Consider the following 22,122-nt stretch of genomic DNA (forward strand, 5'->3'; position numbering starts at 1 on the left):
CTCCGGTGCACGGGGGCGGTGCGGTCGGCCATGATGAACAGTCCGGCCGCACCCCTCCCCCCGAAAGGCGCCGATGAAGCGACTCCTCCTCGTCCTGGGCGTCGTCGCGGTGGCGGCGGCCGTGTGGGGCGCCGCCGTGCTGCTGTCCGCGCCGGCCGGTCAGGCTCCGGACAGGCAGCCACTGAACGTCGCTCCGCTGGTCGTACGCGACAGCGTGATCGTCGACGGCGGCGGGCAGGTCGTCGAGAAGCTCGCCCCCGACTGCGCGGTCAGCACCCACCCCGCCTTCTGCCGCCGGGTGCGCGACGAGCTGACCGCGATCGATCCGCGCCTGCTCACCAGGGGCGGCCTGGTCATCGCGACCACGCTCGACCCCCGGGCGCAGCGGGCGGCCCAGCGGGCCATCGAGGCCCGGGTGCGCGCCGCGGACGCCCCGATCGCCGTCCAGGCCATGGTGGCGCCGGGCAGCGGCGAGATCAGGGCGCTGGCCGCCAGCCGCGGCGACGGCGCGCACGGCCTGCCGCGGGGCTCGACGGCGATGGCGTACACGCTGGCCGCGGCGATGGCGGGCGGCATGCGCGCGGACGACGGCCTCCCCCGCTCCGGCCCCTACCAGGCCACCGGCCGCGAGGCGTTCACCGACTGCGAGGGCGACCAGGTCGCCGATCCCGCCCACACCGTCGTCGACGCCCGCGACAGGTCCGGCGGCACGTTCGTCACCCTGCGGAGGGGCGCCCGCGACGCGCTGAACACCTTCTTCATGCGGCTGGAGGAGCGGATCGGCCTCTGCGAGACCGTACGCACGGCGCGGGCGCTCGGCCTCACGCGGCCCGGCGGGGTGCCGGTGTCGGAGTACGAGATGTTCACGCTCGGCGTCAACGACGTGGACACGGTGACGGTCGCAGGCACCTACGCCACGCTGGCCGCCCACGGCCTGCGCTGCGCGCCGAGGGCGGTCAAGGAGGTGCGCGACGCGTCCGGCAAGGTGCTGCACGCCCTCGCCCCCAAGTGCGAGCGGGCGCTCGACCCCGCCGTCGCCGACGCGGTGACCGGCCTGCTGCGGACCGGCGGCCTCGGCCGGGACGCGGCCGGCATCGCCGACCGGACGAACGAGCCCAGGTCGGCCTGGTACGCCGGTTACACCCCTGACCTGGCCTCCGCCGTCAGCCTCGGATTCCCCGACGTCCCCGTACGGCACGGGCTGAGCGAGACCCCCATCGGCGGACGCCGGTACGACGTCGTGGACGGCGCCGCGATCCCCGGCCCGATCTGGCGGGCCTCGATGGCCGAGGCGCTGCGCGGCGTGCCGGAGTCGGCGTTCGCGGCGCCCGACGAGGCCCGGTTCGGCGGCTGCCGCCTGGCCTGCGCCCCGAAGTAGCGGTCAGCGGCCCTTCAGCACCTCGGCCAGGCGGTCCATGGACTGCGCGCCGCCCTTGGCCCCGTCGGCGCGCACGATCGCGTCGCGGGCCTCGACGGACGGGTGCACCGACTGGGCGACGTACCGGGTCAGGCCGCCGGACTCCTCCAGGGTGACGGTCTCCAGGGCCACCTCGGCCGGCGCCCCCTCGTACTCCCACGTGCGCACGAGCCGTTCCGGCCGGAGGACGGCGTGGTAGACGCCGCTGAAGGCGTACTCCCTGCCGCTGGCGTCGATGTTGACGAAACGCCACCGGCCGCCCGGCCTGACCTCCATGGCCTCCACCCTGGTGTCCAGCCAGTGGGGGCCCCACCAGCGCGGGATCAGCTCGGGGTCGGTCACCGCCCGGAACACCACGTCCCTGGGGGCGTCGAAGGCCCGGATCATCACGATGTCCTGGCGGCCCGGCTCGATGACGAACTCGGTGTCACCCATGGTCACGTCCTTCCTCGCCGCGCCGGAGCTTCCTGATCTCCTGGTCGAGCCGGTCGAACCGGCCGGTCCAGCGCTCGCGGTAACGGTCGATCCATTCGGAGACGCCCTCCAGCGGGGCCGTCTCCAGCCGGCACGGCCGCCACTGCGCGTCGCGGCCTCTGCTGATCAGCCCGGCCCGTTCCAGCACCTTCAGGTGTTTGGACACGGCCTGCAAGCTGATGTCGAAGGGCCCGGCCAGCTCGTTGACCGTCGCCTCGCCGTCGGCCAGCCGGGCGAGGATGGCCCGCCGGGTGGGGTCGGCCAGGGCGGCGAAGGTGAGGCTCAGCTGGTCGTCGGGCATCGGGGTGTACGTTCCTTCCGTGGTGGCGCTGACCTAATGGTCCACGATCGCGCCACAGGAGACGTTCACGGTCGCCGAGGTCATGGTCCGGGCCCGGTCGGAGGCGACGAACGCCGCCACCTCGCCCACGTCGGCCAGGGTCGCGAGCCGTCCGAGCAGGGTGGGCCCGCGGAGCTCGGCCTCCAGCTCGTCCTTGCCGGCGTAGGAGTCGGGGATGCTCTCCGGCACGCCGCCGGTGATCAGGGTGACGACGCGCACGCCCTGCCGCCCGGCCTCGCACGCCCACTGGCGGCGGATGCCCTCCATGGTGTCGAGCGACACCTTGAAGCCGCCCAGCCCCGGCTGCGTCTGCGGGCCGCCGCCGCCGAACAGCAGGACGACGCCCGAGCCGGTCATGTGCCGGACGGCGGCCCTGATGGTGAGGAACTGCGTGCGCGCGGCGACCTGGATCGGCCGCAGGAAGTCCTCGACGGAGATCTCAGCCAGCGGCCGCTGCACGTCCTGGACGGAGATGGCGTTGAAGGAGACGTCGATGCGGCCGGCGCGGGCGGCGACCGAGCCGGTGAAGTCGTCCACGGCCCGCTCGTCCAGCGCGTCCACGACGGCGGTCTCCGCCGTGCCGCCGGCCGCGCGGATGTCGTCGGCGACCTTGTCGAGCGTGGCCCGCGTACGGCCGGCCAGGTGGACGCGCGCGCCCTCGCGGGCGAAGGCGCGCGCCACCGCCCCGCCGATCGACCCGCCCGCGCCGTAGACCACCGCGACCTTGTCCTGGAGCAGCATCTCTTCCTCCTTGTTCAACCTGTTGGTTTATCAACCTACAGGTTGATTACGCGGCCGTGTCAAGAACTGGACAGCCCACACGTTTACCCGATCTTGTCAGGACCCCGGGGCGGTGTTACCACTTGCGGGACGCGCGTCAATCGCGCGTCTTTCGTGCCCAGGAGGAACTGTGTCAACGAGACCCTGGTTACGCAGCGCCGTGATCGCCGTCGCGGTCACCGTCTCTGCCCTGCCCCTCTCCGGCGCCGCCCGGGGCGAACCCGGCGGACAGGCCCCGATCGCCCACGACTTCCAGGCCGAGCAGCACGAGAAGCCGGACGTGGACAACCGGCAGGGCCGGGTGGCACCGCCCGCCGGGCTCGGCGCGCGGGCCGCCGGCGCCGAGATCCGCTGGAACGCGCTCGGCACGCCCGCCGTCGTCACCGGCGCCGCGCCGCTCGCCGAAGGGCTGGGCGAGGACCCCGAGCGGGCCGCCCGCGCCTACCTGGCCGCCAACGAGCCGCTGTTCGGCCTGTCGGCCGAGGAGGTCGCCGGGCTGGAGAAGGTCGCGGTCAATCCCCTCGGCGCCGGCTACGCCGTGCTCCTGCGCCAGAAGTTCGGCGGGCTGCCGGCCGGGGTGGACGGGCTCGTCGCCGTCGGCGTCGTGCACGGGAAGGTACGCCACGTCACCTCCTCGCTCGCCCGCGAGCAGACCGCTCCCCCGGCCGCCGCGATCAGCGAGGCACGGGCCCTGGAGATCGCGGCCCGCGACGGCGGCGTGGACCTCGCCACGGCGACGACGAAGCAGGTCACGAAGGTGGCCGTGCCCGCGCCCGACGGGGTGCACAGCGCGTACCAGGTGGTCCTGATCGGCGGGGGCGAGGGCCAGGCGGCGGCGTACACCACGCACGTGGACGCCGTCAGCGGCGGCATCCTCACCCGCGAGAACCTGGTCGACCACTTCGACCCCGAGAACCCGCGCTGGGCGGCCTTCCCGGTCAACCCGCCCGGCGACTACTCCTCCGCCGACGCCCGCCGTACCTGGTGCCAGGCGCCCGGCCCCGGCTGCGACCTCGCGACCGGCGGCGACCCGGCGACCGGCCGCGCGTGGGACGTCGACCACGCCACGGGCACGCCGACGTACACCAGCGCGGGCAACGCCACCCGGACGTACGAGAACCGCGCGAGCGGCGACCCGTTCACCGTCGGCACCCGGACGAACGCGGCCTCCCCGAACCGCAGCTACGTCTACCCCTGGCGCAACACCTGGAACACGGCCAAGTGCGACCCGGCGACGTTCGACCAGCCCGGCGAGGCGGACCTGGAGGCGGCCATCGCCAACCTGAACGCCATGCACAACCGCATGCACGACTGGTCCTACCGGCTCGGCTTCACCGAGTCCGCCTGGAACATGCAGGTGGACAACGGCGACCGCGGCGGCCTCGGCAACGACCCCGAGCTGGGCAACGCCCAGGCCGGCGCGCGCGTGTCGTCCGTACGCGACAACGCCAACCAGATCACCGGCCCCGACGGCACCGCCCCGATCACGAACATGTACCTGTGGCAGCCGATCGCGGGCTCGTTCTACTCCCCCTGCGTGGACGGCGACTACGACATGTCGGTCATCGGGCACGAGTACACCCACGCCATCTCCGGCCGCATGATCGGCGGCCCGAACGCCGGCTGGAGCGGCGCGCAGGCGGGCGCCATGAACGAGAGCACCTCCGACCTGTTCGCCATAGAGTACCTGAACGAGTACGGCTTCCGCTCCTCCGGCGCGACCCCGTACGTGATCGGCCCGTACGTGACGGGTGACCGGGCACGTGGCATCCGCAACTACGACATGTCCAAGTCCCCGCTGAACTACAGCGACATCGCCTACGACCTGGTCGGCGCGCAGGTGCACGCGGACGGCGAGATCTGGACCGCCACCCAGTTCGACGCCCGCGCCGCCTTCGTCAAGCGCTACGGCGACGGCACGCCCGCCCGGCAGCGCGCCTGCGCCGACGGCAAGGTGGCGGTGGACAAGTGCCCGGGGAACCGGCGGTGGGCGCAGCTCTCGTACGACGCCCTGCTGCTGATGGCCTCCGGCGCGGTCAGCTACGTCGATCACCGTGACGCGATCCTGGCCGCCGACGCCATCCGCTTCGACGGCGCGAACCAGGACATCCTGTGGCGCGCGTTCGCCGAGCACGGCCTCGGCAAGGGCGCGGCCAGCAACGGCCCCAACGACCCCGACCCGACGCCGAGCTTCACCGACCCGGCCGGCCGCAACGGCTCGCTCCAGCTCAAGCCGCTCGGCGAGGCCAAGGACGCGGCCCTGCGGCTGTACGTGGGCGACTACGAGGGCCGCGCGGTGCCGGTCGCCGACACCGACCCGGCGACGCCGCTGGGCGACACGGTCGAGATGACGCCCGGCACGTACCGATTCGTCGTGGCGGGCGCCGGGTTCGGGCACACGCGGCTGACGTTCCCGGTGGTGGCCGGGGTGAAGCTGCCGCTCGTGCTGTCGCCGCCGCGCAACCTCGCCTCGGCCGCGGCGGGCGCGACGGCCGCGGGCGACGGCGTCAACCAGGCCAGGCTGATCGACGAGACCGAGGCCACGAACTGGGCCTCGCGCACCGGCGCGCCGGCCGGCAAGTCGGTCACCGTGGACCTGGCGGGCGACCGGCCGGTCACGGTCCGCCGGGTCCAGGTGAGCGCGATGTTGCGGCCCGACGTCGGCGACGCCGCCGACCCGGGGGCGCAGAACAGGTTCTCGGCGCTGCGCGCGTTCGAGGTGCTGGCCTGCGCCGCGAACTGCGCCGACCCGGCGAGCTTCAGGAAGATCTACACCAGCCCGGCGGACGCGTTCGACGCCACGCTGCCCCGGCCGCGCGGCGCGGACCTGCTCGTCCGCTCCTTCCGGGTGCCGCCGACCAGCGCCACCCACCTGATGTTGCGGGTGGTCAGCAGCCAGTGCACCGGCAACCCGCGCTACGCCGGTGAGCAGGACGCCGATCCCAACTCCTCGACCGACTGCGCCACCGCCAGTGCGGCGCGCGAGCAGGTGCGGGCCGCGGAGTTCCAGGCGTACTCGCACTGATCCCGGGGCGGGCCGGCCCGGCCGGCCCGCCGCTTCAGAACGGGTAGTGCGCCTGCTCGGTCGCCAGGGTGATCCAGCGGGTGTTGCTGAACGCCTCCAGGCCCCACCGGCCGCCGAACCGGCCGTAGCCGGAGGAGCCGGCCCCGCCGAACGGCGCCTGCGGCTCGTCGCCGACCGACTGGTCGTTGACGTGCACGATGCCGGTCCGCAGGCGGCGGGCCACGCGCAGGCCGTGGGTGCCGTTCTCGGTGATGATCCCGGCGGTCAGGCCGTGCTCGGTGTCGTTGGCCAGGGCCACGGCCTCGTCGTCGGTGGTGAACGTGCCGATCACGCACACCGGGCCGAACGCCTCGCCGTAGTGCAGGTCGGCGTGCTCGGGGACGCCGGTCAGCACCGTGGCCGGGTGCACCGCGCCGTCCGGCTCGCCGCCTCCGGCCAGCACCGTCGCGCCCTTGGCGACCGCGTCGGCGACCAGGCCGGCCACCCGGCGCGCGGCCCCGGCGCTGACCAGCGGCCCGATCACGGTCTCCGGGCGGGACGGGTCGCCGGCGGGCAGCGTGCCCACCTTGGCCGCGAACCTGCGGCCGAACTCGCCGGCCAGCGACTCGTGCACCAGCACGCGGTCGCCGGACATGCAGATCTGGCCGGCGTTCATGTAGACGCCGAAGGTGGCGGCGTTCACCGCGTGGTCGAGGTCGGCGTCGTCCAGGACGATGATGGCGTTCTTGCCGCCCAGTTCCAGGAGGGCGGGCTTGAGGTGGCGCGCGGCGTGGGTGCCGATGATCCGGCCGACCTCGGTGGAGCCGGTGAAGTTGACCGCCCGTACGCGGGGGTCGGCGATCAGCGCCTCGGCGATGACGGCGGCGTCGGCCGGGTCGTTGGTGACCACGTTGAGCACGCCCGCGGGCAGCCCGGCCTCGTGCAGCAGGTCGGCGACGAACAGGCCGCACGCGATCGGGGCGTCCTCGCTGGGCTTCATGACGACGGTGTTGCCCGCGGCCAGCGCGGCGGCCACCGAGCGCACGCCGAGGATGATCGGCGCGTTCCACGGCGAGAAGGCGGCGACCACGCCGAGCGGCTCGCGTACGGCCAGGCCGAGCACGCCCTCCTCCTGCGCGGTGAGCACCTCGCCGCGCGGCGCGGTGATCGCGGCGGCGGCCTCGCGCAACATGTTCGCGGCCAGCCCGACGTTGAACAGCGCCCACGGGCGGGTGCCGCCGACCTCGGCGGCCATCAGCGCCACGGCCTGCTCGCCGCGCTCCTGGAGCAGGTCGGCGGCCTTGAGGAAGATCTCCCGGCGGGCGAACGGGCTGGTTGCGGCCCAGCCGTCGAAGGCGGCCTGCGCCGCGTCCACGGCCAGCGTGACGTCCTCGACGCCGGCGGCGGCCACGGTCGCGTACACCTCGCCGGTGTACGGCGCCAGGTCGGACGTCGTGCGCCCGCCCTGGGCGGGGACGTTCTTGCCACCGATCAGCAGGTCACGGGTGATGGTCATGAGGTCTCCCCTGATATCTCGGTAAGGACACGCTGGGCGACGCCGAACGCGGCGTTGGCGGCGGGAACTCCGCAGTAGATCGCGCTCTGCAGCAGCACCTCGCCGATCTCGTCGGCGGTCAGGCCGTTGCGTACGGCGGCGCGGACGTGCATGGCCAGCTCGTCGAGATGTCCGTGCGCGACGAGCGCGGTGAGGGTGACGCAGCTCCTGGTACGCCGGTCCAGGCCCGGCCTGGTCCAGATCTCACCCCAGGCGTACCTGGTGATGAGGTCCTGGAAGTCCCTGGTGAAGGCGGTGGTACGGGCGACGGCCCGGTCCACGTGCGCGTCGCCGAGCACGTCGCGGCGTACCCGCATGCCGGGGGTCGCGGGCAGGTGGGCGAGCAGCGCGGCGGTGACCCGTTCCGGCTGGTCGACGCCGGCCAGGTGGGCCGCGCCGGGGATCTCCACGAGCATGGCGCCGGGGATGCCGTCGGCCAGCTCCCTGGCGTGCGCGGGCGGCGTGGCGGGGTCGTCGCGACCGGCCAGGACCAGCGTGGGCGCGGTGATCCCGGGCAGCTCGGCGCGCAGGTCGTAGCTCGCCAGCGCCTCGCAGCACGCGGCGTAGCCGGCGGGGTCGGCGGCGGCGAGGTCGTCGAGCAGCGCCTGGTCGCCGGGCCCGGCGAACCAGCGTTTCGCCGAGAGCTCCAGCATCGGCCCGGTGCCCTGCTCGCGGACCAGCGCCGCCCGCTCGTGCCAGCCGCCGGGCTCGCCGAAGCGGGCCGAGGAGCAGATCATCGCCAGGGACAGCACGCGGTCGGGGTGGCGGAGGGCGAGGGTGGCGCCGATCGCGCCGCCGATGGAGATGCCGGCGTAGTGGAAGGCGTCCAGGCCCAGCGCGTCGGCCAGCTCCAGGACGAGCCAGGCCATGCCGTCGATGGTGGACACGTCCCCGGACGGGGAGCCGCCGTGTCCCGGCAGGTCGAAGCGGATCACGCGGAACCTGCGGGCCAGCTCGGCGACCTGCGGCTCCCACACCCGGGTCGAGGTGCCGACCGAGGGGCCGAGGACGATCGGCTCGCCGTGCTCCGGGCCGTCGAGGCGGTGTTGCAACAACGTCACTTCTCCTCCAGGGCCCGCTTCACGAGGGCGGCGGCGGCGCCGGGCGGTCCGGCGACGGTCAGGGCGGCGCGCATGCGCCCGGGGTGCACCCGCAGGCCGGCGACCAGTTCAGCGGCGTCGCGGGCGGCGCCGGCGACCAGGCGCAGCGCCTCGCGCAGCGGTTGCCATTCGGCGTGCCAGGCGCCGGGCGGGCGCTCGTCCTCGGCGGCGAGGGAGGCGTACAGGACGGCGGCGTGGGCGGGCACCTGGCGGGCCGCCGCGGCGATCATCGTGGCCCGCACGGGGTTGTGCTTGTGGGGCATCGAGGAGGAGCCGCCGCCGACGCCCTCGGACACCTCGCCGATCTCGGTACGCGACAACACCAGCACGTCGGCGGCCGTCTTGCCCAGCGCCCCCGCCGTGAACGCCAGCGCCCCGGCCAGGTCGGCCACGGGCGTGCGCAACACGTGCCACGGCAGGACGGGCGCGGCCAGCCCCAGCTCGGCGGCGAACCGGGCGACCACCTCCAGCGCTTCCGCGCCCCCATCCCCATCCCTGGAGACAGTGCCCGGGGTGGTGAACCGGTCGAGGGTGCCCGCGGGGCCGCCGAGCTGGGCGGGCAGCGCGGCGCGGGCGGCGCGCAGGCGGTCGCGGGCGTCGATGGCCAGCTTGCGCCAGCCGGCCGCCTTGAGCCCGAACGTGGTGGGCACGGCCTGCTGGGTGAGCGTACGCGCGGCCATGAGCGTGTCGCGGTGGGCCTCGGCCAGCGTGCCGAGCCCGGCGACCACCCGGTCAAGGTCGTCCAGCACCGGCCCGAGCGCCCGGTACGCGACCAGCATGAGCGCGGTGTCCATGATGTCCTGGCTGGTCGCGCCCGCGTGCACGTGCTCGGCGTACGGCCCGACGGTCGCGCGCAGGTCGTCCACCAGCGGGATGACCGGGTTGCCGCCCGAACGGGCCCGCTCGGCCAGCCCGGCCGGGTCGAACAGCTCGGCGCGGGCGGCGGCGGTCACGGCGTCGGCCGCCTCCCGGGGCGCGCGCCCGACCGCGGCGAGGACCCGGGTCAGCGCCGCCTCCGCGTCCAGCATGGCCTGGAGCACCGCCACGTCGCCGGTCGCCGCGACGCCGCCGCGCATGGGCGCGAGCAGCCCGAACTCCCCCGAGCCCGCCGCGGACGGCGCGCCTGGGGCCCCTCGGTCGGGGTCAGCCGAAGTCAAGGAAGACCGTCTCCTTCTCGCCCTGCAAGTGGATGTCGAACCGGTGGACGCCCTCCCGCTCCTCGACCGCGACCAGCGTGCGCGCCCGTTCGGGCGGCAGCGAGTCGAGGAAGGCGTCGGGCCGGAAGTAGATGCGGGTGAACAGGTGGTGGAGCAGGCCGCGGGCGAACACGCACACGCTGATGTACCCGTTGCCCGGCTCGACCGTACGCAGGGTCCAGTGGCCGTCGGCGTCGGTGGGGACCCGGCCGAAGCCGGTGAAGTCGACGCCGTGCCGGCCGAGGACCGCGCCGTTGACCGGGTCGCGGCGCAGCGAGCCGGGCGCGCCGGCCAGGTCGCCCGCGGGGTCGGCCTGCCAGAACTCCAGCAGCGCGTCGGGGATCGGGTCGCCGGCGCCGTCGAGGACGCGGCCGTGCACGGTGATGCCGCCGGTGGCGAGGTCGCCGCCGCCGGGGAAGGGCAGCGCGTAGCCGTAGAACGGGCCGACGGTCTGCGAGGGGGTGGGGTTCATCGGCCTTCCTCCATCCAGGTCGCGGCGGGCCCGTCGAGCACGATGTCCCACCGGTAGCCGAGCGACCATTCCGGCTTGGACAGGTCGTGCTCGTAGGTGGAGACCAGCCGCTGCCGGGCGCTCTCGTCGGTGACGGACTGCAGGATCGGGTCGTACGGGAACAGCGGGTCGCCGGGGAAGTACATCTGGGTCACCAGCCGCTGGGCGAAGGCCGTGCCGAACAACGAGAAGTGGATGTGGGCCGGCCGCCAGGCGTTGACGTGGTTGCGCCAGGGGTAGGGGCCCGGCTTGATCGTGGTGAAGTGGTAGCCGCCGTCGTCGTCGGTCAGGCAGCGGCCCACGCCGGAGAAGTTGGGGTCGAGCGGCGCGGGATGGTCGTCGCGCTGGTGCAGGTAGCGGCCCGAGGAGTTGGCCTGCCAGATCTCCACGAGCTGGCGGCGTACGGGACGGCCCTCGCGGTCGAGCACGCGGCCGGTCACGGTGATGCGCTCGCCCAGCGGCTCGCCGAGGTGCTGCCTGGTCAGGTCGGAGTCGAGGGCGGTCACGTCCGTGACGCCGAACACCGGCCCGGCCAGCTCACTCGCCTCCGGGTCCTTCAGCGCGACCAGCGGCTGCTTGGGGTGGCGCAGCAGCGTGCTGCGGTAGGGGGCGTAGTCGCGCGAAGGGTGGGCGGCCCGCCGGTCGCTCTCGCCGAGCGCGGCGATCTCGCGGTCGATGTCGGCCTGCGTGAGTGGTTCGGACATGGACGCTACCTTTCGAGTACGACGGCCAGCCCCTGGCCGACGCCGATGCAGAGGGAGGCGATCCCGACGCCCGAGCCGGCCGCGGCCAGCCGGTGCGCCACGGCGCCGGTGACGCGGGCCCCGGAGGCGCCGAGCGGGTGGCCGATCGCGATGGCGCCGCCGTCGGGGTTGACGAGGGCGGGATCGAGGTCGGGCAGCTCGGCCAGGCAGCCGAGCACCTGCGCGGCGAACGCCTCGTTCAGCTCCACGGTCGACAGGTCGCCGAAGCCCTTGCCGGCCTTGGCCAGCGCCTTGCGTACGGCCTCGACCGGGCCGAGCCCGAAGTAGCGCGGCTCCAGCGCGCTCACGGCGCTCGCGGTGAGACGGGCCAGCGGCTCGCGGCCGCGCAGCCCCTCCTCGTCGGTCAGCAGCAACGCCGCCGCGCCGTCGTTGAGCGGGGAGGAGTTGCCGGCCGTGACCGTGCCGCCGTCCTTCCTGAACACCGGCTTGAGCCGGGCCAGCGCCTCGGCCGAGGTGTCGTCGCGGATGCCCTCGTCCCTGGTCAGGCCGGCGATCGGGACGATCTCGCGGTCGAGGGCCGCCTTGGCCGCTTTGCGGTGGCTGCCCAGCGCGTACGCGTCCTGCTCCTCGCGGGTGATGCCGTGCTTGTCGGCGATCAGCTCCGCGCCCTCGCCGAGCGCGACCGTGTGCTCGGCCGGCATCTTCGGGTTGACCAGCCGCCAGCCGAGCGTGGTGGAGACCAGCTCCTGCCCGCCCGCGGGGAAGGCGCGGTCCGGTTTGGGCAGCACCCACGGCGCGCGGGTCATCGACTCCACGCCGCCCGCGATCACGGCCGAGGCGTCGCCGACCGCGATGGCCCGGTACGCCTGGACGACGGCCTCCATGCCGGACCCGCACAGCCGGTTGACGGTCGCGCCGGGCGTGGTGACCGGCAGCCCGGCCAGCAGCGCGGCCATGCGCGCGACGTTGCGGTTCTCCTCGCCGGCGCCGTTGGCGTTGCCGAGGAGCACCTCGTCGGCGCTCTCCTGTCCGGTGCGCTCGACCAGGGCCGCGACGACGTGCGCGGCCAGGTCGTCGGGGCGGACCGCGGCCAGCGCGCCGCCGTACCGGCCGAACGGCGTGCGTACGGCGTCGACGATGTAGACGTCCTTCATGCTGTGACCTCCGCGTCGGTACGGTTGCGCAACTCCTCCAGGTCCACGCCCGGGGCGCGTTCGACCAGGGCCAGCCCCGGCCCGGTGACGTCGAAGACGCCGAGGTCGGTGATGATCCGGTGCACGCACTCCTTGCCCGTCAGCGGCAGCGAGCACTCCTTGACGATCTTGGGTGAGCCGTCCTTGGCGTTGTGCTCCATGATCACGATGACCTTGCGGGCGCCGTGGACCAGGTCCATGGCCCCGCCCATGCCCTTGACCAGCTTGCCGGGGACCATCCAGTTGGCCAGGTCGCCGCGGGCCGAGACCTGCATCGCCCCGAGCACGGCCACGTCGATGTGACCCCCTCGGATCATCCCGAACGACAGCGAGGAGTCGAAGAAGGACGCGCCGGGCAGCACGGTGACCGTCTCCTTGCCCGCGTTGATCAGGTCGGGGTCGACGTCGGCGGGCGCGGGGTAGGGGCCGACGCCGAGGATGCCGTTCTCGGAGTGGAGGACCACGTCCACGCCCGGGGGCAGGAACGAGGGGATGCGGGTGGGCAGGCCGATGCCGAGGTTGACGTAGTCGCCGTCGCGCAGTTCGGCCGCGGCCCGCGCGACCATCTGGTCACGGGTCCAGCTCATTCGGTGACCGTCCTCTTCTCGATGCCCTTGTCGGCGGCCTGCTCGGGGGTGAGCGGGAGCACGCGCCGTACGAACACGCCCGGCAGGTGGACCTCGTCCGGGTCGATGTGCTCGGTCAGCTCCTCGACCTCGGCGACGGTGACCCGTCCGGCCATGGCGGCCAGCGGGTTGAAGTTCCTGGCGGACCGGTGGAAGACCAGGTTGCCGAACCGGTCCCCCTTGGCCGCCCGGACCAGCGCGAAGTCGGTACGGATGCCGCGCTCCAGGACGTACTCGCGGCCGTCGAACTCGCGTACCTCCTTGGGCGGCGAGGCGACCGCGACCGTGCCGTCGGGGTGGTGGCGCAGCGGCAGGCCGCCGTCGGCGACGGGGGTGCCGACCCCTGCCGGGGTGTAGAAGGCGGGGACGCCGCTGCCGCCGGCCCGCAGCCGCTCGGCCAGGCTGCCCTGCGGCGTCAGCTCGACCTCGATGTCGCCGTTCAGGTACTGACGGGCGAACTCCTTGTTGTCGCCGATGTAGGAGGCGGTCACGCGGGCGATGCGGCCGGCGGTCAGCAGGATCCCGAGGCCGCCGCCGTCGACGCCGCAGTTGTTGGACACGACGCCGATGCCGGTCACGCCGGTGTCGTAGAGGGCCTGGATCAGGACGTTGGGGATGCCGCTGAGCCCGAAGCCGCCGACCGCGAACGACGCGCCGTCATGCACGCCGGCCAGCGCCTCCGCGGCCGTCGCGACCACCTTGTCTCTCCGCACGACACTCCGTTCAGCCGGGGAAGTTCGCCCGAGGCGTTCGCTCTGCGAACTTAAGTTCACTATTATGCTTCGAGTATCTGTACCGGGGGCGTTCCTGTCAAAGCCCCCACCTGGACGAGGAGCCGCCGATGGAACCGGCCGGGACCCTGGAGCGCGGCCTCTCCGTGCTGCGCGTGCTGGCCGCCGACCCCGGGCGGCGCATGCGCGCGACCGATCTCGTACGCGCCACGGGCCTGGCCAGGTCCACCGTCGACCGGGTGCTGGCCACCCTCGTGCACCTCGGTCACCTGCGCGCCGAGGGCCGCGACGTGCTGCTCGCGCCGCCGCTGATGGAGCTGGGCGCGGCCTACCTGGCCTGCGACGGCCTCCGGGAGAGCCTGTCGCCCCTGGCCGGACGGCTGGCCGCCGAGCTGGACGAGTCGGTGTCGCTGGCCGTGCGCGACGGCGACGGCGTGCGTTTCGTCGGCCAGTTCACCAGGCGGCGCACGATGTCGGTGGCCTTCCGGGTGGGCGACCTGCTGCCCGCCGGACGGTGCGCGGCGGGGCTGGCCCTGCTCGACCCGGCCGCGCCCTGGGCCGAGGACGACCAGCTCATCGAGCCGGGGCTGATCGCGGTCGCGCTGCCCGTACGCGACCCGGACGGCAAGGCGGCCTGCGCGGTCAGCGTGGTCAGCCACACCAGCAGGCACACCGTGGCGGGCCTGCGCGCCCACGCCCTGCCCCGGCTGCGCGCCACGGTCGCCGAGATGGAGGCCGTCCTGGCCGCCGGGGCCCGCGAGCCGCACCGCCCCCGCACGGGTACCCTCGCGGGCACCCGCGAGGGCGGCCCCTCCGGTGCGGACGGCTCGCGGGCGGCCAAGGAGGAGCTGGGCATGGGCTACCTGCAGTCGCTCGCCCGCGGCCTGGCCGTGCTGGTCTCGCTCGGGTCGGCGCGCGGCGGGTGCACGCTCGCCGAGTCCGCCAAGGTCACCGGCCTGCCCAGGGCCACGGTCCGGCGCGCGGCGCAGACCCTGGAGGGCCTCGGCTACGCGGCCGCGGACGGCAACCGGTACGTGCTGCTGCCCAAGGTGCTCGAACTGGGCTACGCCCACCTGTCGGGGCGCACGTTCGGCGAGGTGGTCCAGCCGCACCTGGCCGACCTGGTGGCGCGCGTACGCGAGTCGGCGTCGGTCGCGGTGTTGTCCGGCGACGACGTGCTCTACGTGGCCCGGGTGCCCACGGTCAGCATCATGAGCGTGAACATCACGGTCGGCACCCGCTTCCCCGCGTACGCGACGTCGATGGGCCGGGTGCTGCTGGCCGGGCTGCCGGCCGAGCGCGTGGCCGCCATCGAGCCGAAGCCGCTGTCCCAGCACACGATCACCTCGCCCGAAGGGCTGGCCGCGGCCGTGCGGCGGGCCGCCGCCGACGGCTACGCGCTGGTGGACCAGGAGCTGGAGGAGGGCGTGCGGTCGATCGCCGTCCCGGTGCACGGTCCGGACGGGCGCGTGGTGGCGGCGGTCAACGTGGCCACGCACGCCAGCAAGGCCAGCCGCGACCACTTGCTGCGCGACGTGCTGCCCGAGCTCAGGCGGACGGCCGCGCGCATGGAGGCCGACCTGGCCCACACCGGGCGGCTCCCCTAGCGGGTGGCCTCGGCGCGGGCCTCGCTGGGGGTCAGGCCGTACCTGGCGCGGAAGAGCCGGGCGAAGTGGGCCTGGCTGGAGAAACCCCACCGGTGTGCCACGTCGGCGATGGTGGTCTCCCTCGTGCCCGGACCGGTCAGCTCGTCGTGCGCGCGCACCAGCCGCCGTTCCATGATGTGGCGGGCGGGCGACCTGCCGGTGGACTCGAAGATGCGCGCCAGGTGCCGTACCGAGATGCCCATGACGCCGGCCACCTGCGCCGCGCCCAGGCAGGGGTCGTGCAGGTGCCGTTCGACGTAGTCCTCGGCGACGATGAGCTGCGACCGGTAGGCGTCGGGGCCGGGACGCCCGCCCGTACGCTCCTCGGCGAGCTGCCTGAGCAGGTCGAGCACGGCCCGCTCGGCGTCGGCGGGGTCGTGCGCGGGCCGCAGGGCGGCCAGGCCGCCGATCGTCGAGCGCAGCGCGGCCACGAGCGTGCCCTCCCGCGCGGTGCCCCTGCCGAACACCATCGGCCCCGGCAGCCCGCCCGCCACGCACGCCTGCGCGAACAGGTCGCGCGGGATGTCCACGAGGATCTGCCGCATCGAGGAGGAGAACCCGAACAGGTACGGGCTGCGCGTGTCGTAGACGACCAGCTCACCGGCCGTGGCCGACAGGCAGCCGTGCTCGTGCAGGAAGACCGCCTCGCCCTTGAGCAGCAGCGTCGCGAACACCGAGTCCTTCGGCGTGGACCTGACCGTCTGCGGGCTGCGCTCGATCGCGTGGGCGTTCCCGGCGATCTCGGCCAGCCGCAGCCCGGCCAGCTCGATGTTGGTCTGCCTGGCCAGCAGGCCGTGCTCGGAGTACGACGTGCACGACAGGCCCACGAGCGCCCGGCGGTTGTAGTCCTCCCAGTAATGGATGCGCTCGGCGGGTTCGATGTGCTCGGTGGTGGCCTGGGAGATCACGGAGACGGCGGACAAGCGACCTCCTCGCGTTCGTGCATGTCAGAGGGACACAGCTTATGTGAGGTGTCACACAGCCAGATAGCCTCCGTCCACGGGGACGACCGCCCCGGTGACGTACGAGGCCGCCGGGGAGCACAGGAACGCCACCACCGAGGCCACCTCGCGCGGCCTGCCGAGCCGCCCGCCGGGGATGCGGGACAACACCTGGGCCAGGGCGGGCGGGTCGTCGAGCACGCCGCGGGCGAGGGGGGTGACGACGAAGCCGGGGGCGACGGCGTTGACCCTGATGCCGTCGGCGGCGTACTCGGCGGCCAGCGACTTCGTGAGCTGGGACACCCCGCCTTTGCTCGCGCTGTAGGCGGGCCGGTCCCGGCTGCCGGAGAAGGCGAACATGGAGGAGACGTTCACGATCGCGCCGCCGTGCTCGGCCAGCGCGGGGCGGGCGGCCTGGCAGGCGACCATGGTGGCGGTGAGGTTGATCTCTATGACGCGCTGCCAGCGGGCCAGGTCGTACTCCTCGCGGTCGTGGCTGACGCCCGCGCAGTTGACCAGCACGTCGAGCGGGTCGCCCGCGGACAGCAGGCGGGCCAGGCCGCCGCGGTCGAGCACGTCGTGCTCCACGACGCGGACCCCGGGGTGGCCGGGCAGCTCGGCGGGGTCGGCGGGCGGCAGGCCGAGCGCCGTCACCCCGGCGCCCAGCTCGGCGAGGAGCACGGCGGTCGCCGCGCCGATGCCCGAGGTGCCGCCGGTCACGAACGCGTGCCGCCCGGCGAACAGGCCGGGAGCGAATCCCTCGGTCACGGGCGCCGCCTCCCGTCCCCGCCGCCCGACGCGCCGCCGCCGGGTCGTACCAGCACCTTGACCTGCTCCTGTCCGCGCAGCAGCGCCTCGAACCCGTCGCTCACCACGTCCTCCAGCGGGATGGTGGCGGTGACGATCGCGGCCAGGTCCTCGCCCTCCTCGGCGACCATGCGGATCAGCTCCGGGTAGACGTCGCGGTAGCCGACGCTGGTCACGATCGTCTGCTCGTTGTTGACCAGGGCGAAGGCGTCGAGGGAGACCGTGCCGGTCAGCCCGAGGAACACCACCCGCCCGCCGCGCCTGGTGGCGGCCAGGCACGCGCGCAGCGTGTCCTGCGAGCCGACGGCCTCGAAGACGACGTCCGCGCCCTCGCCGCCGACAGCCTCGGCCAGGTCGTCGCCCGCCTCCGCGCCGAGCCGGCGGGCCAGCTCCAGGCGGGCGGGCGAACGGTCGGCGGCCACGACGCGGCCCGCTCCGGCCCGCGCGGCGAAACGGGCCACGAGCAGCCCGATCGGGCCGAGCCCGAGGACCGCGACCGTGTCCCCCTCGCGGATCCCGGCCCGCCGCACCGCGTGCAGGGCGACCGCCGCGGGCTCGAACACCGCCGCCTGCTCCAGCGGCACCGCCTCCGGCAGCCGGTGCAGCATGTACGCCGGCACCGTGGCCCGTTCGGCGAGCCCGCCGTGCCCCATGAGCCCGGCGAACCCGAAGTGGCGGCAGATGTTGTACTCCCCCGCCAGGCAGCGCGGGCAGGTCCCGCACCGGTAGTGCGGCTCGACCGCGACCCGGTCGCCGGGGGCCAGACCGGTGACCCCCTCGCCCAGGCCGGTGACCGTGCCGCAGAACTCGTGGCCGAGGACGATCGGCGCGCGCACGCCGGACTCGGGGTGCGGCTCGCCCACGGGGATCGCGTGCGGGCCGTCGGCGTACTCGTGCAGGTCGCTGCCGCAGATCCCGCAGTACGCCACCGCGATCGTCACCTCCCCCGGGCCCGGCTCGCGTACGGGCACGTCCTCGACCCGTACGTCCTTGGCGCCGTGCCAGACCGCGGCCCTCACGCGGCCGCCCTGCGCAGCACGGCGGGGGCCGTCTCCTTCAGCGCGAAGGCGAGCGCCACCACGACCAGCGCGCCACCGGCGGCGATGTACATGGCGGCCTGCAACCCCCACTGGTCGGAGGCCCAGCCGGCGACCATCGGGCCGAGGAAGCCGCCCGCCAGCTCGCCCACGCCCATGATCACGCCGAGCGCGGTGGCCAGCGCGCCGCGCGGCACGGTCTCGGCCGGGATCGTGGCCATGAACAGCGTGAAGCAGCCGAGCCCGGTGTAGGTGACGATCATGATCGCGCCGAGCAGCACCGGGCTCTCGACGTAGACCACGGCGAGGGGGCAGAACACCGCGAGCGCGGTGAAGCCGATCAGCGCGGGCTTGCGGCCCAGCCGGTCGGAGATGGCCGGTGTGGCGAACCCCCAGAGCACCCACGCCACGCCCAGGCAGGTCATGACGCCGCTCATCGTGCCGGGCCCGAAGCCCTTCACCTCGGTCAGGTACGTCGGTGTGAAGGTGATGATGGTGACGAACCAGGTCAGGTAGGCGCAGGCGATGAGCATGCACACGACGATGTTGCGCAGCTTGAGCACCTCGCCCAGCGGCACCCTGGGCTCCTTGACGGGCGCCGCGGTCTCGGCGGGCGCCCCGGCCGCCGCCCGCGGCGACCGCTCGCGGACGAACTTCGCGATCAGCGCGGCCATGATCAGGCCAGGCACGATCGTCACGTAGAAGGCGACCCGCCAGTCGTAGGTCTCGGCGATCCACACCACGACCAGCGGCGCGACGATGCCGCCGAGCAGCCCGGCCGACGAGCCCTGCAGCAGCCCCATGTTGAAGCCCCTGCGGCGCTCCCTGGACGCCTCCACCATGAGCGACTGCGCCATCGGCAACACGGCGCCCTCGGCCGTGCCCATCAGCGCGCGGGCGACCAGCAGCCCGGCGAAGCCGCCCATCAGCCCCGACGAGGCCGAGAACAGCGAGAACAGCACCACGGCCACGACCAGGATGGGCTTGCGCCTGCCGAGCACGTCGGACAGGCGGCCGGCGAACATCCCGGCCAGCGCCCAGGTGAGGGCCAGTACGCCGGACAGCGTGCCCAGCTCGGCGTTGGACAGGCCGAAGTCCTGGTCCATGTACGGCGCCAGGAACGCCAGCGCCTGCCGGTCGAAGAAGACGAAGCCGAAGGACAGGAAGAGGATGACGAGAAGCCGGTTCTCGTACCGGTCGGCGGCCCTGGTGTCCGGCGCGGCCGCGGTGTCGGTCATGACGCTCTCATTTCGGGGGATGCGGCGGGGCTGCGATCAGCGGAACAGGGAGTTGACGTAGTCGGCGCCGATGCCGACCTTCTCGTAGTGCTCGCGGCACATCTTGATGTAGTCGTGCACGTCGAAGAAGCCGTCGGGGTCGCCGTTCTCGTCCAGCCAGACCAGCGGGCCCTTGACGATGAAGAACGTCTTCATCGGCTCGCCGCTGTCGTAGGCGACCAACGTGTGGCCCTCGCCCGGGGCCTCGTAGACGAAGTCGCCGGCGGTCGCCGTCCAGGGCCGCTCCAGGTAGCCCCACTTGCCGGAGATCGTGTACGCGAACACCTCGTGCGGGTGGTAGTGCCGGTTGACCAGCCCCGCCTCCTTGGCCCGCAGGATGTCGGCCCAGCTGTTGTCCTTGACGTTGATCCACAGCGGCCGGGACCCGACGGTCTCGGTGAACGGCACGTAGTACCGGTCGTCGTCGGTGGCCACCTGGGACAGGTACACCTCGGGCAGCGCGTCCGGGCGGAAGGAGTTCTCGATCGGCCGCAGATCCTTCCAGAACTCGCCGGTGGGGTTGTCGGGCATGTGAACGGCCCCTTTCGTGTCGTGTTCCCGGCAGTGAATCCCGGCGGGGCCCGCGCCGTCTTTCCCCTGGTGGACGTGGGGGCTTGCAGATTCCGGACATGAGGGCGGAAGATCTCGGGTCATGAGCTTCGTCGTCACCACCGGGGCCACGGGCCGGCTCGGCGGCCGGATCGCCGCCCTGCTCGCCGCCCGCGGAGTCGAACAGCGGCTGGTGTCCCGCCGCGCCGGGCGGGCCGCCTCCGGGCTGCAGGGGGCGAGCGCGGTGGAGGCCGACTACGGCGACCGCGCCGCGCTGGACCGGGCCCTCGAAGGGGCCTCGACGGTGTTGTTCGTGTCGGCGTCGGAGAGCGCCGACCGCGTCGACCGGCACCGTACGTTCGTCGCCGCCGCGCAGGCGGCCGGCGTGCGCCACCTGGTGTACGTCTCCTTCTACGGCGCCGCCCCCGACGCCACGTTCACGCTGGCGCGCGACCACTGGGCCACCGAGCAGCACATCCGGGCCGCCGGCCTGCCGTTCACGTTCCTGCGCGACAACCTCTACGCCGACTTCCTGCCCGGCCTGGCGGGCGCCGACGGCGTGATCCGCGGACCGGCCGGGCAGGGCCGGGTCGCGGCCGTGGCCCAGGACGACATCGCCGAGTCGGCCGTCGCGGTGCTGCTCGACCCCGGCGCGCACGCGGGCCGCACCTACGACCTGACCGGCCCTGAGGCCCTCACGCTCGACGAGGTCGCCGCCACGCTCACCGCGGCGACCGGGCGCGCGATCAGCTACCACCCGGAGACGGTCGAGGAGGCGTACGGGTCACGCAGGTCCTACGGGGCGCCCGGCTGGGAGGTCGACGCCTGGGTGTCCACGTACCTGGCGATCGCCGCCGGGGAGCTGGAGGGGGTCAGCGACGACGTCCGGCGGCTCACCGGCCGTGTGCCGACCGGCCTGGCGGACCTGCTCGCGCGGTCCGGCTGAGGTCAGGCGCCCAGGTCGCGCACCACGTTGTCGAGCCGTACGGCCAGGTCGTCGAGGGCCTGCTCGCTCAGTGCGCCGCCGTCGGGCAGCTGGGCGACGACGTCCTCGCGGCTGGCGATCACGAGCCCCCTGTGGGCGTCGTCGATCTCCCCGGCCCGCAGCACGACGCAGTCGCCCCGGACGAACACCAGCGTCGCGTCGGCGTGCTCCGACTCCAGCAACTGGCGCACACAATCACGGTCGATGAGAGACATCACAGCTCCTCTTCCCCTCAGCGGGCGTGTACCCACAGGAACGAGGTGAAACCCGGCGCGACGCGCTACCCGAACGTCGGCGGGCCGCCGTCCTCGCGCGAGCGCCGCCGGGCGAACACCACCAGGTAGACGGCGGCGGCCACCGCGAGGGCCGCGGGCGGCAGCGCCAGCAACGCCCGTCCGGCCAGCACCGCGAGCACCGCCAGCACGATCCCGGCGAGCAACGCCAGCGCGGCGGCCAGCAGGCGCAGGCCGAGCGCGTTGGACGGCGGCGGCGAGGCCGGCCAGTGTCCCTCGCCGCCGCCGTGCACGTCGGGCACGCCGGTGTCGCTCACCACGCCGGAGCGGCTGATCTCGTCCGGAGGCGGCGGCTCGCGCAGCACGGGCGCGAAGAACTCGTCCTCGGGATCGTCGTTCTCCCGGTTCATGAGGGGAACCCCTACCCAGGATTCCGGCCGCTCCACGAGTGAACGGCGAGGCACCGGGAAGGGCTGTTCCTGGCGGCACACGAGCCGTCTACCTGCATGAATGAGGGCTGTAGACATGACGACGACGCCGCATCCGGCTTCGGGGGACGAGCAGCGGGAGCACGGCCTGCGCGATGCCGTGAGGACCGACATCGAACGCGTCGAGGAGCCCGCGCGGCTGCTCCGCGTGAGCACGATGGCCCGCAGCCTGCTGGAGGAGGCCAAGGGGGTGCACCTGGAAGAGCGTGCCAGGGAGCGCATGCACCGCATCTACGAGCAGGCGATCAAGGAGGTCGCCGGCTCGGTCGCGCCCGAGCTGCGCGACGAGCTCGAACGCCTGCGGCCCACGCCCAACGGCGGGACGCCGACCGAGATGGAGATCCGGGTCATGCAGGGTCAGCTCGTGGGCTGGCTGGAAGGCGTGTTCCAGGGCATCCAGGCCGGGCTCCAGCTCCAGCAGGCCGCCGCCCGCCAGCAGCAGCTCGGCCTGCACGCCGGCCGCGCCCTGGCCCGCCCGGACGGCCTCCGCCCCCAGGGCGAGGGCAACTACCTCTGACGGCAACCATC

The 22,122-nt window shown here is 73.9% G+C and carries 23 protein-coding genes; 5 read left to right on the forward strand and 18 right to left on the reverse strand.

What is annotated here, in order from left to right; all coding sequences use genetic code 11:
• The first annotated feature begins 73 nt into the window (after positions 1 to 73).
• Positions 74 to 1,378, forward strand: coding sequence for a hypothetical protein (locus tag IEZ27_RS25720; protein ID WP_189649582.1), 1,305 nt, complete (start codon positions 74 to 76; stop codon positions 1,376 to 1,378).
• Between the two features lie 3 nt (positions 1,379 to 1,381).
• Here the strand turns inward: IEZ27_RS25720 and IEZ27_RS25725 are convergent, their stop codons facing one another.
• Genes IEZ27_RS25725 through IEZ27_RS25735 form a run of 3 tightly spaced genes read right to left on the reverse strand, consistent with a single transcriptional unit; the run spans position 1,382 to position 2,972 of the window.
• On the reverse strand, positions 1,382 to 1,852 hold the full coding sequence (locus tag IEZ27_RS25725; protein WP_189649583.1) for an SRPBCC family protein: 471 nt from the start codon (positions 1,850 to 1,852) through the stop codon (positions 1,382 to 1,384).
• Positions 1,845 to 2,192, reverse strand: a complete 348-nt coding sequence (locus tag IEZ27_RS25730) for an ArsR/SmtB family transcription factor (RefSeq protein WP_189649584.1) — start codon at positions 2,190 to 2,192, stop codon at positions 1,845 to 1,847. The genes IEZ27_RS25725 and IEZ27_RS25730 overlap by 8 nt, the downstream gene beginning before the upstream one ends.
• A 33-nt stretch (positions 2,193 to 2,225) precedes the next feature.
• The gene (locus IEZ27_RS25735; RefSeq protein WP_189649585.1) at positions 2,226 to 2,972 is read right to left on the reverse strand and encodes an SDR family NAD(P)-dependent oxidoreductase; all 747 of its coding nucleotides are present in this window, start codon (positions 2,970 to 2,972) and stop codon (positions 2,226 to 2,228) included.
• A gap of 169 nt (positions 2,973 to 3,141) precedes the next feature.
• Here IEZ27_RS25735 and IEZ27_RS25740 point away from each other — a divergent pair, with 169 nt between their 5' ends.
• Entirely contained in the window at positions 3,142 to 6,036 is a 2,895-nt protein-coding gene (locus IEZ27_RS25740; RefSeq protein ID WP_229824321.1) for a M36 family metallopeptidase, read from the forward strand.
• Between the two features lie 34 nt (positions 6,037 to 6,070).
• On the opposite strand, the gene IEZ27_RS25745 is transcribed toward IEZ27_RS25740, so the two are convergent.
• The 8 genes from IEZ27_RS25745 to IEZ27_RS25780 are packed head-to-tail and all read right to left on the reverse strand — an operon-like array spanning position 6,071 to position 13,613.
• On the reverse strand, positions 6,071 to 7,531 hold the full coding sequence (locus tag IEZ27_RS25745) for an aldehyde dehydrogenase family protein (protein WP_189649586.1): 1,461 nt from the start codon (positions 7,529 to 7,531) through the stop codon (positions 6,071 to 6,073).
• Positions 7,528 to 8,625: a bifunctional 3-oxoadipate enol-lactonase/4-carboxymuconolactone decarboxylase PcaDC gene (pcaDC, locus tag IEZ27_RS25750; protein ID WP_189649717.1), complete on the reverse strand. Its 1,098-nt coding sequence runs from the start codon at positions 8,623 to 8,625 to the stop codon at positions 7,528 to 7,530. The genes IEZ27_RS25745 and pcaDC overlap by 4 nt, the downstream gene beginning before the upstream one ends.
• Before the next feature lie 2 nt (positions 8,626 to 8,627).
• Positions 8,628 to 9,827: a 3-carboxy-cis,cis-muconate cycloisomerase gene (gene pcaB, locus IEZ27_RS25755; protein ID WP_229824322.1), complete on the reverse strand. Its 1,200-nt coding sequence runs from the start codon at positions 9,825 to 9,827 to the stop codon at positions 8,628 to 8,630.
• Complete coding sequence (gene pcaG, locus IEZ27_RS25760; protein WP_189649587.1) at positions 9,814 to 10,338, reverse strand: protocatechuate 3,4-dioxygenase subunit alpha; 525 nt, start codon at positions 10,336 to 10,338, stop codon at positions 9,814 to 9,816. The genes pcaB and pcaG overlap by 14 nt, the downstream gene beginning before the upstream one ends.
• On the reverse strand, positions 10,335 to 11,081 hold the full coding sequence (pcaH, locus tag IEZ27_RS25765; RefSeq protein WP_189649588.1) for a protocatechuate 3,4-dioxygenase subunit beta: 747 nt from the start codon (positions 11,079 to 11,081) through the stop codon (positions 10,335 to 10,337). The genes pcaG and pcaH overlap by 4 nt, the downstream gene beginning before the upstream one ends.
• 5 nt (positions 11,082 to 11,086) lie before the next feature.
• Positions 11,087 to 12,235, reverse strand: coding sequence for a thiolase family protein (locus IEZ27_RS25770; protein WP_125632942.1), 1,149 nt, complete (start codon positions 12,233 to 12,235; stop codon positions 11,087 to 11,089).
• On the reverse strand, positions 12,232 to 12,861 hold the full coding sequence (locus IEZ27_RS25775) for a CoA transferase subunit B (protein WP_189649589.1): 630 nt from the start codon (positions 12,859 to 12,861) through the stop codon (positions 12,232 to 12,234). The genes IEZ27_RS25770 and IEZ27_RS25775 overlap by 4 nt, the downstream gene beginning before the upstream one ends.
• On the reverse strand, positions 12,858 to 13,613 hold the full coding sequence (locus tag IEZ27_RS25780; protein ID WP_189649590.1) for a CoA transferase subunit A: 756 nt from the start codon (positions 13,611 to 13,613) through the stop codon (positions 12,858 to 12,860). The genes IEZ27_RS25775 and IEZ27_RS25780 overlap by 4 nt, the downstream gene beginning before the upstream one ends.
• A gap of 128 nt (positions 13,614 to 13,741) precedes the next feature.
• Between IEZ27_RS25780 and IEZ27_RS55305 the strand changes: the two genes are divergently transcribed.
• Positions 13,742 to 15,238: an IclR family transcriptional regulator domain-containing protein gene (locus tag IEZ27_RS55305; RefSeq protein ID WP_189649591.1), complete on the forward strand. Its 1,497-nt coding sequence runs from the start codon at positions 13,742 to 13,744 to the stop codon at positions 15,236 to 15,238.
• On the opposite strand, the gene IEZ27_RS25790 is transcribed toward IEZ27_RS55305, so the two are convergent.
• From IEZ27_RS25790 to IEZ27_RS25810, 5 genes are read right to left on the reverse strand one after another with little or no spacing between them, the layout of a single operon-like run.
• Complete coding sequence (locus IEZ27_RS25790; RefSeq protein ID WP_189649592.1) at positions 15,235 to 16,200, reverse strand: helix-turn-helix domain-containing protein; 966 nt, start codon at positions 16,198 to 16,200, stop codon at positions 15,235 to 15,237. The two genes, IEZ27_RS55305 and IEZ27_RS25790, sit on opposite strands and share 4 nt — an antisense overlap.
• A gap of 51 nt (positions 16,201 to 16,251) precedes the next feature.
• Complete coding sequence (locus IEZ27_RS25795; RefSeq protein ID WP_189649593.1) at positions 16,252 to 16,986, reverse strand: SDR family NAD(P)-dependent oxidoreductase; 735 nt, start codon at positions 16,984 to 16,986, stop codon at positions 16,252 to 16,254.
• On the reverse strand, positions 16,983 to 18,044 hold the full coding sequence (locus IEZ27_RS25800; RefSeq protein ID WP_189649594.1) for a 2,3-butanediol dehydrogenase: 1,062 nt from the start codon (positions 18,042 to 18,044) through the stop codon (positions 16,983 to 16,985). The genes IEZ27_RS25795 and IEZ27_RS25800 overlap by 4 nt, the downstream gene beginning before the upstream one ends.
• A complete protein-coding gene (locus IEZ27_RS25805) occupies positions 18,041 to 19,300 on the reverse strand; it encodes an MFS transporter (RefSeq protein WP_189649595.1) in 1,260 nt (419 codons plus the stop codon). The genes IEZ27_RS25800 and IEZ27_RS25805 overlap by 4 nt, the downstream gene beginning before the upstream one ends.
• Positions 19,301 to 19,336: 36 nt before the next feature.
• Positions 19,337 to 19,870, reverse strand: a complete 534-nt coding sequence (locus tag IEZ27_RS25810; RefSeq protein ID WP_125632958.1) for a 2,4'-dihydroxyacetophenone dioxygenase family protein — start codon at positions 19,868 to 19,870, stop codon at positions 19,337 to 19,339.
• Between the two features lie 121 nt (positions 19,871 to 19,991).
• Here IEZ27_RS25810 and IEZ27_RS25815 point away from each other — a divergent pair, with 121 nt between their 5' ends.
• A complete protein-coding gene (locus IEZ27_RS25815; RefSeq protein ID WP_189649596.1) occupies positions 19,992 to 20,834 on the forward strand; it encodes an SDR family oxidoreductase in 843 nt (280 codons plus the stop codon).
• 2 nt (positions 20,835 to 20,836) lie between these two features.
• Here IEZ27_RS25815 and IEZ27_RS25820 read toward each other — a convergent pair whose 3' ends face one another.
• Both IEZ27_RS25820 and IEZ27_RS25825 read right to left on the reverse strand, forming a co-directional pair.
• Entirely contained in the window at positions 20,837 to 21,088 is a 252-nt protein-coding gene (locus IEZ27_RS25820; RefSeq protein ID WP_125632962.1) for a hypothetical protein, read from the reverse strand.
• Positions 21,089 to 21,153: 65 nt separating this feature from the next.
• Positions 21,154 to 21,516, reverse strand: a complete 363-nt coding sequence (locus IEZ27_RS25825; protein WP_189649597.1) for a hypothetical protein — start codon at positions 21,514 to 21,516, stop codon at positions 21,154 to 21,156.
• A 115-nt stretch (positions 21,517 to 21,631) separates the two neighbouring features.
• On the opposite strand from IEZ27_RS25825, the gene IEZ27_RS25830 reads away from it, so the two are divergent.
• A complete protein-coding gene (locus IEZ27_RS25830) occupies positions 21,632 to 22,111 on the forward strand; it encodes a proteasome activator (protein ID WP_189649598.1) in 480 nt (159 codons plus the stop codon).
• Positions 22,112 to 22,122 lie beyond the last annotated feature (11 nt).

Source organism: Nonomuraea spiralis (assembly GCF_014648435.1).
GTDB classification, from domain to species: Bacteria; Actinomycetota; Actinomycetes; order Streptosporangiales; family Streptosporangiaceae; genus Nonomuraea; species Nonomuraea spiralis.

Excerpts from the sequence above, each read along its gene's own strand:
- IEZ27_RS25720 (WP_189649582.1), top strand. The coding sequence starts at position 74 with ATGAAGCGACTCCTCCTCGTCCTGGGCGTCGTCGCGGTGGCGGCGGCC.
- IEZ27_RS25725 (WP_189649583.1), bottom strand. The coding sequence starts at position 1,852 with ATGGGTGACACCGAGTTCGTCATCGAGCCGGGCCGCCAGGACATCGTG.
- IEZ27_RS25730 (WP_189649584.1), bottom strand. The coding sequence starts at position 2,192 with ATGCCCGACGACCAGCTGAGCCTCACCTTCGCCGCCCTGGCCGACCCC.
- IEZ27_RS25735 (WP_189649585.1), bottom strand. The coding sequence starts at position 2,972 with ATGCTGCTCCAGGACAAGGTCGCGGTGGTCTACGGCGCGGGCGGGTCG.
- IEZ27_RS25745 (WP_189649586.1), bottom strand. The coding sequence starts at position 7,531 with ATGACCATCACCCGTGACCTGCTGATCGGTGGCAAGAACGTCCCCGCC.
- pcaG (WP_189649587.1), bottom strand. The coding sequence starts at position 10,338 with ATGAACCCCACCCCCTCGCAGACCGTCGGCCCGTTCTACGGCTACGCG.
- pcaH (WP_189649588.1), bottom strand. The coding sequence starts at position 11,081 with ATGTCCGAACCACTCACGCAGGCCGACATCGACCGCGAGATCGCCGCG.
- IEZ27_RS25770 (WP_125632942.1), bottom strand. The coding sequence starts at position 12,235 with ATGAAGGACGTCTACATCGTCGACGCCGTACGCACGCCGTTCGGCCGG.
- IEZ27_RS25775 (WP_189649589.1), bottom strand. The coding sequence starts at position 12,861 with ATGAGCTGGACCCGTGACCAGATGGTCGCGCGGGCCGCGGCCGAACTG.
- IEZ27_RS55305 (WP_189649591.1), top strand. The coding sequence starts at position 13,742 with ATGGAACCGGCCGGGACCCTGGAGCGCGGCCTCTCCGTGCTGCGCGTG.
- IEZ27_RS25805 (WP_189649595.1), bottom strand. The coding sequence starts at position 19,300 with ATGACCGACACCGCGGCCGCGCCGGACACCAGGGCCGCCGACCGGTAC.
- IEZ27_RS25810 (WP_125632958.1), bottom strand. The coding sequence starts at position 19,870 with ATGCCCGACAACCCCACCGGCGAGTTCTGGAAGGATCTGCGGCCGATC.
- IEZ27_RS25815 (WP_189649596.1), top strand. The coding sequence starts at position 19,992 with ATGAGCTTCGTCGTCACCACCGGGGCCACGGGCCGGCTCGGCGGCCGG.
- IEZ27_RS25820 (WP_125632962.1), bottom strand. The coding sequence starts at position 21,088 with ATGTCTCTCATCGACCGTGATTGTGTGCGCCAGTTGCTGGAGTCGGAG.
- IEZ27_RS25825 (WP_189649597.1), bottom strand. The coding sequence starts at position 21,516 with ATGAACCGGGAGAACGACGATCCCGAGGACGAGTTCTTCGCGCCCGTG.
- IEZ27_RS25830 (WP_189649598.1), top strand. The coding sequence starts at position 21,632 with ATGACGACGACGCCGCATCCGGCTTCGGGGGACGAGCAGCGGGAGCAC.